The sequence below is a fragment of the Terriglobales bacterium genome (assembly GCA_035624475.1).
In the GTDB taxonomy this organism is placed as follows: Bacteria; Acidobacteriota; Terriglobia; order Terriglobales; family Acidobacteriaceae; genus DASPRL01.
The window spans coordinates 1-11,033 of the sequence record DASPRL010000168.1; the positions used below are offsets into that span (position 1 = coordinate 1).

Annotated in this window: 7 protein-coding genes and 1 tRNA gene; 2 read left to right on the forward strand and 6 right to left on the reverse strand. The window is 67.7% G+C overall.

Features of this window, described 5'->3' with window-relative positions; all coding sequences use genetic code 11:
* Nucleotides 1-948 (forward strand): aminotransferase class III-fold pyridoxal phosphate-dependent enzyme (locus VEG08_06900; GenBank protein HXZ27713.1); only part of this gene is annotated, 948 nt, incomplete at its 5' end.
* Here the strand turns inward: VEG08_06900 and VEG08_06905 are convergent.
* The 5 genes from VEG08_06905 to VEG08_06925 all read right to left on the reverse strand — a co-directional run bounded on the left by VEG08_06905 (nucleotide 945) and on the right by VEG08_06925 (nucleotide 8,980).
* Nucleotides 945-4,142, reverse strand: coding sequence for a caspase family protein (locus tag VEG08_06905; protein ID HXZ27714.1), 3,198 nt, complete (start codon nucleotides 4,140-4,142; stop codon nucleotides 945-947). The two genes, VEG08_06900 and VEG08_06905, sit on opposite strands and share 4 nt — an antisense overlap.
* 202 nt (nucleotides 4,143-4,344) lie before the next feature.
* A complete protein-coding gene (locus VEG08_06910) occupies nucleotides 4,345-6,579 on the reverse strand; it encodes a PBP1A family penicillin-binding protein (protein ID HXZ27715.1) in 2,235 nt (744 codons plus the stop codon).
* A 238-nt stretch (nucleotides 6,580-6,817) separates the two neighbouring features.
* Nucleotides 6,818-8,095 carry a S41 family peptidase gene (locus tag VEG08_06915; protein ID HXZ27716.1) on the reverse strand — a complete coding sequence of 426 codons (1,278 nt, stop codon included), beginning with the start codon at nucleotides 8,093-8,095 and terminating at the stop codon, nucleotides 6,818-6,820.
* A gap of 101 nt (nucleotides 8,096-8,196) precedes the next feature.
* Nucleotides 8,197-8,754: a hypothetical protein gene (locus tag VEG08_06920; protein HXZ27717.1), complete on the reverse strand. Its 558-nt coding sequence runs from the start codon at nucleotides 8,752-8,754 to the stop codon at nucleotides 8,197-8,199.
* Nucleotides 8,755-8,903: 149 nt separating this feature from the next.
* Nucleotides 8,904-8,980, reverse strand: a tRNA-Met gene (locus tag VEG08_06925).
* Nucleotides 8,981-9,081: 101 nt separating this feature from the next.
* On the opposite strand from VEG08_06925, the gene kdsB reads away from it, so the two are divergent.
* A complete protein-coding gene (gene kdsB / locus VEG08_06930; protein HXZ27718.1) occupies nucleotides 9,082-9,807 on the forward strand; it encodes a 3-deoxy-manno-octulosonate cytidylyltransferase in 726 nt (241 codons plus the stop codon).
* 73 nt (nucleotides 9,808-9,880) lie between these two features.
* Here kdsB and VEG08_06935 read toward each other — a convergent pair.
* The coding region (locus VEG08_06935) for a M48 family metallopeptidase (protein HXZ27719.1) at nucleotides 9,881-11,033 on the reverse strand (1,153 nt) is incomplete at its 5' end.

Genomic DNA, 11,033 nt, shown 5'->3' on the forward strand with positions numbered 1-11,033 from the left:
CGCATGCACACCGGCAATCTCGAGGTCGTGGCCCTGCGCCACGGTTACAGCGGGCGCTCTTCCCTGGCCCGCGGGCTCACCGGCATGCACACCTGGCGCAAGGCCACCATCGAGGTCGGCATCGTGCACGCCATGAACCCCTACTGCTATCGCTGCCCGCTGGGACTGAAGTATCCGGAGTGCGAGGTGGCCTGCGCCAAGGACCTGGAGCAGGTGATCCAGTTCTCCACCTCGGGGCGCATCGCCGCCTTCATCGCCGAGCCTATCCAGGGCGTGGGCGGGTTCATCACTCCGCCCAAGGAATATTTCAAGCTCGCCTTCAACATCGTGAAGCAGTACGGCGGCGACTTCATCGCCGACGAGGTGCAGACCGCCTGGGGCCGCACCGGGCACAAGTGGTTCGGCATCGAGCACTGGGAGGTGGAGCCCGACATCCTGACCTCGGCCAAGGGCCTGGCCAACGGCCAGCCCGTCGGCCTGACCGTGACGCGACCCGAGATCGCCGACTCCTTCCAGGGGCTGACCATCTCCACCTTCGGCGGCAATCCCGTGACCTGCGCCACCGCCAAAGCGGTCATCGACGTGATCGAGGAAGACGACCTGCGCAGCAACGCGGCCGTGGTCGGCGCCTACTGGCGCGAGAAGCTGGAGGCGCTGGCCGACAAGCACCCGCTCATCGGCGACGTGCGCGGCATGGGCCTGATGCAGGCCCTGGAGCTGGTGGAGGACCGCAAGTCCAAGCAGCCTGCTCCCGCCGCCACCAACGCGGTGATGGAAGCGGCGCGCGAACGCGGCCTGCTCATCGGCAAGGGCGGCTTCTACGGCAACTGCCTGCGCATGTCCCCGCCGCTCAACATCGCCAAGAGCGACGTGGACGAGGCCGTGCGCATCCTCGACGAGAGCTTCGTCGCCGTGGAGCACGCCTCGGCCGCGGTCACCGGACGCTAGCGCACGAGCAGCGGGAAGTCCATCCCGGTGTTGAAGCTCACCGGATACTGCTTGGCGTGCTGGTACTGCTCGGTGAGGTCGGGGACCTGCTGGTTCACGTACTGCAGCAGCGACAGCACCGTGATCATGCCCTCCGGGTTCGCGGGCGCCTGCGGCTCGCCTTTCTCTCCCAGCCCACTCAAGAGCGCGTAGGTCAGCACACCGTGGCCGAGCTGCGGCACCTCGGCGGCGTACTGCTGCTTGGTGGAAGCGGCCAGCAGGTAGACGCCGTTGGCGCGCGCCAGCATCTGCGTGGCCTTGCGCTCCGGGCTGCCCAGCCCGCGGAAGGTCACCAGCTTGGCCAGCACCGGCAGCGCCGTCTCCGACTGGCAGGCGTCCAGGATCAGCACCTGCTTGAGCGCCGGGATGCGCCGCAGGTAGTCGCCCAGGGTGAGCGCCGAGACCCCGTACTGGCGGATGGCGGCCTCGTCGTCGCCCTCGATGTGCATCTCGTGGGGCAGGAAGTAGAACTGCTGCTCCAGCCCGACCCCGTGCCCGGCAAGATAGATGAGCAGAACGTCTTCCGGTTTAGCGTCGTGGGTGAGCTTCTCCAGCGCGGCGCGCAGGTTGGCCTGGGTGGCCTGGTCGTCGAAGAGCGTGACCGCGTCCACCGAAGAGAACAGCCTCTCTTCGTGGGTCTCAAAAAAGCGGGCGATGGCCTCGCCGTCCTGGCGCGCGAAGTTCAGGTTCAGCTCCGAATCTTCATACTGGTTCACGCCCACCACCAGCAGGTGCAGGATGGGCTTGGACGGCGGCGGGGCATCCAGCACCAGGCGCACCGCGTCGTCATTCGACTCCACCCGCTCCTTGCTGGTGGCCACGGCCTTGAGCACGTTCTCGCCCGGGACCAATTCGACCTCGAAGGCGTAGGTGTCGGAGGCGCTCTGGAAGCCGCGGCCGGCCTCGCGCGCGTCCACCAGCTTGCCGTTCTGGTAGAGGCTGACGCCGGCGATGCCTCCGCCCTGGTCCTTGACCTCCACCGTCACCAGCGCGCGGTCGCTCTTCACCGTGCCCGCGGCCGGCGAGAGGATGCGCACAGCAGGCGGCAGCTTGAGGCTGGCGATGTCCACCGTGGGCCTGGGCCGCTCTCCGGCGAGGATGCGCGCCAGCAGGCCGGGCGTGTAGTAGTCGGCGAAGAACTTGTCCGGAGGATAGACATGGTCGCCGATGCGCCAGGTCACCAGGTCCTTCATGCCCTGCTCGGAGCCGTCGAACAGGCCGTCGGGCGTGACCGCCAGCCAGTCGCTGCTGCTGCGCATGGTGATCAGGGAGGCCACCTCCTGGCCGCTGGCCGGCTCCCAGAGACGCAGGCTGCTGTCTTCGCTGCTGGAGGCCAGCCAGTGTCCGTCGGGGCTGAAGGCCACGCTCCCCACCGAACTGGTGTGGCCGGTGAGCGTGCGCAGCTCTCGCCCCGTGGCCACATCCCACAGCTTGATGGTGTGGTCGTAGCTGGCGGAGGCCAGCCAGCGCCCGTCCGGACTGAAGGCGCAGGCGTAGACCTGATTGCTGTGGCCGGCCAGGGTGCGCAGTTCCCGGCCGCTGGCCACGTCCCACAGTTTGACGACATGGTCGGACCCCGCCGAGGCCAGCAGGCGGCCATCTGGGCTGAAGACCACGGCCCAGACCTTGTTCCATCCCGTGCTGTCGTGGCCGGTCAGGACACGCAGTGGGCGGCCCGTGGCTGCGTCCCACAGCCGGATGGTCTTGTCATAGCCGGTGGAAGCCAGCAGGCGCCCATCGGGACTGTAGGCCACGGAGTTCAGTTGATTCGTGTGTCCGGCGAGGGTGCGCTCCTGGCGGCCCGTGGCCACGTCCCAGATCTTGACGGTGGTGTCGGTGCCCTTCTGCGTGCTGGGGTCCTCGTTGGTGGAGGCCAGCCAGCGCCCGTCGGGGCTGAAGGCCACCGAACTCACCTGGGTCGTGTTTCCGGCCAGCGTGCGCAATTCGCGCCCCGTGGCCACTTCCCACAGCTTGATGGTCTTGTCCCAACTCCCCGAGGCCAGCCAGCGGCTGTCGGGGCTGAAGGCCAGCGAAGAGATCGTGTCCTTGTGCCCGGTCAGGGGGCGGAGTTCGCGCCCCGTCGCCACCTCCCACACCCGAATGGTCGCGTTCCAGGTCCCGGAGGCCAGCCAGCGTCCGTCGGGACTGAAGGCGACGACGAAGGGGCTGTTGGTGTATCCGGTGAAGACGCGCACTTCGCGACCGCTGGCGGTCTCCCAGAGCCTGAGGGTGTGGTCCCAACTGGACGAAAGCAGCCAGCGCCCATCCGCGCTGAAGGACACGGAAAGGACCCAGTATCTGTGCCCCACCAGGGTACGCAGTTCGCTTCCCGTGGCAACGTCCCAGAGCTTGACCGTCTTGTCGAAGCTGGCAGAGGCCAGCCAGCGCCCGTCGGGGCTGAAAGCCACCCCGTTCACCTGGGCGCTGTGCCCGGCCAGGGTGCGCAGTTCGCGCCCCGTGGCCGTGTCCCACAGCTTGACGGTCTTGTCGTCGCTGGCCGAGGCCAGCCAGCGCCCATCCGGGCTGAAGGCCACCGAGTTCACCTTGGAAGCGTGCCCGGTGAAGGTGCGCATCTCGCGCCCCGTGGCCACCTCCCACAGCTTGATGGTCTTGTCGACGCTCCCGGAAGCCAGCCAGTGCCCGTCCGGGCTGAAAGCCACCGCCACCAAGCCCAGGCGGTGTCCTCTCAGGGTGCGGACCTCGCGGCCGCTGCCGGGATCCCATAATTTGATGGTGCCGTCGTCGCTGGCGGAGGCCAGCCAGCGCCCGTCCGGGCTGAAGGCCACGGAGAAGACGGGACCGCTGTGGCCGGTCAAGGTGTGGATCTCGCGGCCGGTCGCCACCTCCCACAGCCGGACCGTCTGGTCCCAGCATCCGGAAGCGAGCCAGCGCCCATCCGGGCTGAAGGCCACCGAAGCCACCTGGTCGGTGTGTCCGGTGAGGACGCGCAGCTCGCGCCCGGTCGCCAACTCCCACAGCCGGACCGTGGCATCGGAGCCCCCGGAGGCCACCCAGCGTCCGTCCGGACTCAGCGCACCCGCCAGCACCGGAGCGGTGTGGCCGGTTTGCAGCACCAGTTCCGGCCGCGTGGGCGCCCCGCCGGTCTGCGCCGAAGCCAGGGGATGGCCCAGCAGCGGGACCGCGATTCCAACCACAAGAGCCAGCACATTGCAGCGAAGAGCAGTGCGCCTCGCAGGCATCCGCATGACGCGCCTCCAACCGCAGGACGGGATCGCAGGGGAGAGATACTGGGCAGCCTACTCCTCGCCGGCGCCGCCGGGCATCCCTCGTTGGAGCACCATCTGAGCATCGCGTGATTCAGCCCCTGAGACCGGCGTCGGCCCTCCGGAGCGTGCCCTAGTGGTTCTCGGTGTCCCCGCCGGGAGCATGGTCGGGGGTGGTCACTTGCTCGGCCACCGCCGGCGGCGGCAGCGTGGGCGGCGACAGGAACTCTTCGTCGGGATGCCCCTGGATGGCCACCTTCATGAAGCTCATCCAGATGGGCAGGGCCGCCATGGCCCCGGTCTCCTTGTTGCCCAGCGTCTTCTTCTCGTCGAAGCCCACCCACACCCCGCAGGTGAGGGAGGGCGAGAAGCCCAGGAACCAGGCGTCGGTGAAATCGTTGGTGGTCCCGGTCTTGCCCGCCAGGGGATGCTTGAGCTTGGCGGCCTGGTAGCCGGTGCCGTGCTGCACCACCTCCTGCAGCATGGAGGTCATGATGCGCGCGGTGCGCGCGCTGACCACGTCCTGCACCTCGGGGTAGTTCTCCTCCAGCACCTTGCCGTCGTAGTCGGTGACCTTGCGGATGTAGCGCGGCACCACGCGCACCCCGTCGTCGGGGAAGGTGGTGAAGGCGGCGGTGTGCTCGATCACGGTCATGTCGGCGGCGCCCAGCGCCACCGGCAGGAAGGGCGGGATGTCGGTGGTGATGCCGAAGCGGTGGGCGTAGTCGATCACGGTGCGGATGCCCACCTTGGCGGCCAGCTTCAGCGCCGGGATGTTGCGCGACTGCGCCAGCGCCCGCCGCAGCGTGATCACTCCCTCGAACTTGTTGTCGTAGTTGTGGGGCGAGTACGGACCCGACGAGCTGGGGAAGGTCACGGGCGCGTCCAGGATGGTGTCGTCCGGGGTGTAGCCGGCGTCGATGGCGGCGGTGTAGATGTAGGGCTTGAAGGAGGAGCCCACCTGGCGCAGGGCCTGGGTGGCGCGATTGAACTTGGAGCGGTCGAAGTCCCGCCCCCCCACCATGGCCAGGATGTCGCCGGTGGCGTTGTCCAGGGCGATCAGCGCTCCCTGGGTCCCGGAATCCTGCTCCAGGCTGACCTGGGCGGTATGGTCGGCCTGGAGCGAGAGGATCTTCACGTACACCACGTCGCCGGACTTGAACAACTCCTTGGGCGAGCGCCGCCCCGTCCAGGTGATGTCCTTGGCGCCCAGGCTGGCGGTGAAGGGCCCGAACTTCACGGTCGCGGCGGCGGGCGTCACCTGCGTGACCAGGGCATGCTCGTAGCCGCCCACGGCGATGGGCTCGATCCAGTCGGGATCCTGGTAGCTCTCCACCGTGTCGCCGGAGGCGGCCACGTTGGGCAGGTTCCCCTTCCAGCCGTGGCGGCGTTCGTAGGTGGCCAGGCCGTCGCGCAGCGCCTGCGTGGCCGCGTTCTGCAGGTCCAGGTCGAGCGAGGTGTAGACCCGCAGCCCGCCCTCGTGCACCTCGTCGCTGCCGTATTTTTTCTCCAGGTACTGGCGCACCTCCTCGGCGAACCAGGGCGCCACCGAGTTGGTGTCATAGCGCAGGTTCAGGCCCAGGGGCGCGTCCTTGGCCTGGGCGGCCTGCGCCACCGTGATCTTGCCGTCCTCCAGCATGTTGTCGATCACCAGGTTGCGCCGCCGCAGCGCCTTGTCGGGATGCTCGATGGGGGAGTAGGCGTTGGGAGCCTTGGGCAGGGCTGCCAGCAGCGCCGCCTCCGGCAGGGTCAGGTCCTTGGCCTTCTTGCTGAAGTAGAACTGCGCTCCCGCCTCGAAGCCGTACACCCCGTGCCCCAGGAAGATCTGGTTGCCGTACATGGCGAAGATCTGCGGCTTGGTGAAGCGCCGCTCGATCTGGATGGCCAGCATGACCTCCTGGATCTTGCGCCGGTAGGTGCGGTCGGGAGAGAGAAAGAGGTTGCGGGAGAGCTGCATGGTCAGGGTGGAGGCTCCCTGCGAGCGTCCTCCCGTGGTCATGTCGCGGTAGGCGGCGCTCAGCACCCGCCCGAAGTTCACGCCCCAGTGGCGCTCGAAGTCCTTGTCCTCGATGGAGATCACCGCATCGCGCAGCACCTTGGGGAAGTCGTCGTAGTTGTCGAGGATGCGGCGCTGCAGCGCGAAGGAGCCGATCACCCGGTTCTGGTCGTCGTAGAGCAGGGTGACGGAACTGGGGCGGAATCGCTCCAGCGCGTCCACCTGGGGCAGGTCGGTGGAATAGACGATCAGCAGCCCGGACAGGCTCCCCAGCAGGGCCGCGCCCACCAGCAGCAGACCGAAGACCACCCGGCCCACCAGCTTCCGCCCGGCTACCTGCACCGGCGGCAGACTTGAGAACAGCGATTCCATGCGCGCGGAGTCCGGATTTCAGGATAGCACGCGGCGCGCCGGACCGGGCCGCACATGATTCTGCCCTTCCCACCCTTTGCCACGAACGCCCGTCGCCTGCGCTCCGGGCCGGCAAAGGATGGGCCACCCCCGCCTGTTCTGCTTTCGGGATATACTCACCCGCGGAAGGATGGGCCACCCGCCTGGAAACAAAACGGCCGCGGCGCTGGGCCGCGGCCGGAAGAATCGCTAAGAGAATCTAGCGCGGTACGCCGGCGGGTTGCGCCATCGGGGGCTGCCCCGCGGCCGGCGCCTCTGCCTCCGCCTTCTGCGTGCCCTTCTTCAGCGTCTCCAGGGCCTTCTGCAGTTGCAGGTCTTCCTTGGGAGTCTCCTTCTTGGGCTCTTCTACCGGCGGCGCGGCGTTGTCGTCGTCCGGGTTCACGCTATCGTCGGAGGCGTCGGCCACCAGCACGCTGGGCGTCACCGCCGCATCCTGGATGGCCTTGCCGTTGGGCTCGTAGTACTTGGCCACCGACAGGATGAGCGCCGAGCCGTCGGGGATCTCGATCAGCTTCTGCACCGAGCCCACCCCGAAAGTCTTGTCGCCCACCACGTCGCCGCGGGCGTTGTCGAGGATGGCCGCGGCCGCGATCTCGGCCGCCCCTGCCGTGCCCCGGTTCACCAGTACCGCCAGCGGCCCCGTCCACAGCGTCTTCTGGGGGTCGGCGGTGAAGGTCTCGCGCGGATACTTCTGCCCCTGCAGGTAGGTGATGGTGCCCTTGCTGAGGAAGAGGTTGGCCAGGGCGATGCCCTCGGACTCGTCCCCCTCGGAGACGTTGCGCAGGTCGAGCACCAGCTTCTTGGCGCCCGCGTGCTGCAGGCTCTTCACCCGGGCGGCGACCTCCTGGCTCATGCCCTTGGGCAGGGCGTCCAGCTTGATGTAGCCGACGCCGTCTTCCATCATGCGCTCGCTGGCGGGCGGGATCTTCACCGCGTCGCGGGTGAGGGTGATCTTCTGCGGCTCCACCCGCCGTGCCCGCACCACCGAGACGAGGATGGTGGAGCCGGGCTCGCCCGAGAGCACGGTGCGGATCTCGGCCAGCGACATGTCGCGCGTGCTCTTGCCCGCGATGGCTTCCAGGATGTCGCTGTCCTCCAGGCCCGCCTTGTCCGCCGGCCCGCCCGGGATCACCGAGATCACCGCCGCATAGCCGAAGCGCTTCGACAGGGTCGCCCCGATGCCCGCCTTGGCCGTGCCCTTGCGCTCCTTGTACGACTTGTACTCGGCCGGGGTCAGGTAGCTGGAGTTGGCGTCCAGGGACTCCAGCAGCCCGTGCAGGGCGCCGTCGGTCACCTGGGTCATGTTGGGCTCTTCCACGTACTCGCTGCGGATGCGGGTCAGCACCTCATCGTAGACCTGGAGCTGGCGGTAGGCGCCGTCTCCGCCCGCGGCCCGCACTCCCAGGCCTCCGGCGACGGTGAACAGTACGATCAGGGTGGAAAGGGCGAGCAGGAGAATCTTGATTGGCTTCGACATCGGGGTGTTTTGCTACAGCAACTCCGTGGGTGTGGGTTCTGGTGATTATACCCTGTTTGATGCCGGAAAGGGGCGGGGGGCCGGGTTTCCCGGCTCGGCCCCTAGTGCGGCCACAGCCAGCCGAAGGTTCCCGCCGTCAGCAGGCCGTAGATCAGCCCGTCGATCACTTCCTTGATGACCACGCCCCAGGGCTGGCCCTTCCAGATGCCGTTGCTGAGATGTCCCAGGCCATAGGCCAGGAAAGCGGCCGTGCCCACCACCCGGAAGACCACCAGGTAGTGCGTCCCGGGCTGAAGCGTGTGCCAGGCCAGGTAGGCGACGAAGAACCCGATGATCAGGCAATAGCAGAACCACAGTCCCAGGAACTTGGGCATGGCGGGCGGCCCGCTGGGCAGGACGGTCATCGTCCCCACCGGCCCCTGCTTGAACTTCTCGATCACGGCGGGCGACTTCATCTCCTTGTGGGTGGAGAAGGGGAAGAAATAGAGGCCACGCTGCAGGCCGGCCCCGCGCAGGGTGGCGAGCAGCTTGTCCTCCTCGGGGAGTTTCTTGTAGTCGCTGCGGTGGTAGGGCAGCACCATGTGCAGGATGGAGCTGGCGACGAAGACGATCACCGCCGACAGCAGGATGGGAAGCCAGAGAGCGGTCAGAAAATCCATGCCCTGCCTCCTGGGGTGGGAGTGAACACCGCCACCCTCCGCCGGAGGCTACGCCTGCGCCCGCCCGCGGTCAAGAGGTTGAGGCGCTTTGCGGGCGTGAGCCCGCAGCCGAGATCCCGAGCGCTCGTTGCGAGGAATCTCAGAGATCTTGGTGGCGGCGGTTGGACTCGAACCAACGACCTAGGGATTATGAGACCCTCGCTCTAACCACCTGAGCTACACCGCCACTTGTGAGGAGAAACCAGGAGGGCCCGCGCACGACCAACTCGATTCTAAGAGGCGCTCGCAAAGGGTGTCAAACCGGCCTCTCCGTTACAATAGCGGCCGATGAAAGCGGTCGCCATCATACCCGCGCGCCTGGCTTCCAAGCGTCTGCCCCGCAAGGTGCTGCGCCCGATCGCCGGGCGGCCCATGCTGGCCCACGTGGTCGAGGCGGTGCGCGCCGCGCCCGGCCTAGCCGAGGTGATCGTGGCCGCGGATTCGGACGAGGTCCTGGCGCTCTGCCGGAAGAATGGCTGGAACGCGCGCCTCACCTCCGAGAAGCACAAGAGCGGCACTGAGCGCGTGCACGAGGTTTCGCAGTCGCTCGCGGCCGACGTCTATCTCAACGTGCAGGGCGACGAGCCCCTGGCCCGCGCCGAGCACGTGGCCGCGCTGCTCGCGCTCATGCAGGACCCGGCCATTCCGGTGGGCACCCTCAAGACCCGCGCCGCCGCCCACGACGTGGTCAATCCCAACGCGGTCAAAGTCGTGACCGACGCCGCCGGCCGCGCTCTCTACTTCTCCCGCTCGACCATACCGTACGACCGCGACGGCACCGAAGAGATCCGTTACTACAAGCACCTGGGCTTCTACGCCTACCGCCAGGCCGCGCTCGACCGCTTCTGTTCCCTGCCCGAGTCCCAGCTAGAGCGCACGGAGCGCCTGGAGCAATTGCGCTTCCTGGAGAACGGCATCTCCATCCACGTGGCCGAGACGCCCTTCGACACCGTGGGCGTGGACACGGAAGAGGACCTGCGCCGAGTGGAAGCCCTGCTGGCCGCGCGCAAATAGAAGAATCAGCCTCGGATTGACACGGATCAACACGGATCAAGAAAAACTCGAGAACGATCCGCGGGAATCCGTGTCAATCCGTGGCTGAAGCTTTTCGTTTTTCCCAGTTTTCCGCGGCTGCGATGCGCTTGGAGATGGCAGGATGCGAGTGGAAGAGCCACTCCACCCAGGCCGCGGGCTCGCGCTCGGCCAGGTTCTGCTCCGCCAGCTTGTTCATGGAGGAGATGAAGGGCGCGGCCCGCCCCGTGGCGTCGAGCGCGTAGCGGTCGGCCTCGCGCTCCTTGCTGCGCGAGTAGGCGTTCATCGCCGGCATCAGCAGCAGCGAGAGTGCGCTCGAGACCAGGAGCAACAGCGGCAGGTTGGCAAAGTCGTCGAGCGAGGCGAACCAGTGGCGTGCGACCGAGAGCGCCAGCACCCGCCCCGCCAGCCAGAAGCCGAGGAGCGAGATCCCCGCCTCCACCACGATGCTCTTGGGGATGTGCTGGTGGACGTGGTGGCCGAGTTCGTGCGCCAGGATGGACTCGATCTCGTCGGCGGAGTAGCCGGCCAGCAGCGTGTCGGCCAGGATGATGCGCCGCGTCCTGCCCAGGCCCACCAGCGCCGCGTTGGCCTTCTTGCTCTTCTCCGAGAGCTTCCACTCGTAGACGCCACGCACGCGCGCGCCGGCGCGCTGGCTCAGCCGCAGCAGGCGGTCCTTGAGTTCCTGGTCTTCCAGCGGCGTGAACTTGTAGAAGAGCGGGAAAAGCACCACCGGCGCGATCTGGGCGAAGAGGACGAAGAGCGCCAGGAAGACGCCCCAGGCGATCAGCCACCAGCGTTCCGGCCACTGCCGCAGGATGAAGTAGACGGCCTCGGCCAGAATGCCGCCGAGCACCAAGCCCACCAGCATCCCCTTGATCTCGTCCCAGACCCAGGAACCGAGCTTCTGGTTGGAGAGCTGGTAGCGGTGCTCCAGGCGGAAGGAGTAGAGGTCCAAGCCCAGCCCGGCGAGTTTGGCCAGCACCGCCAGCAGCGCGACGTACACCAGCAGCGCGAGGGCGTAGTGCGCGGAAGCCAGACGCAGGGCCAGATCGCGCAGGTCCTGGCTCCAGCCCGTGGCCAGCAGCAGCAGGAGCAGGGCGAAGCCGAGCACGGCGTCGGCGAGGCTCAGCCGCCGCCGGATGCGGTTGTAGGCCCGCGCTTCGGAGGTATCGGGCCTATGTTCGCTGGAAGCCAGATCGGCCATG

Bases quoted from the DNA above. Each gene is read 5' to 3' on its own strand.
- VEG08_06910 (HXZ27715.1), bottom strand. From the start codon at position 6,579: ATGGAATCGCTGTTCTCAAGTCTGCCGCCGGTGCAGGTAGCCGGGCGG.
- VEG08_06915 (HXZ27716.1), bottom strand. From the start codon at position 8,095: ATGTCGAAGCCAATCAAGATTCTCCTGCTCGCCCTTTCCACCCTGATC.
- VEG08_06920 (HXZ27717.1), bottom strand. From the start codon at position 8,754: ATGGATTTTCTGACCGCTCTCTGGCTTCCCATCCTGCTGTCGGCGGTG.
- kdsB (HXZ27718.1), top strand. From the start codon at position 9,082: ATGAAAGCGGTCGCCATCATACCCGCGCGCCTGGCTTCCAAGCGTCTG.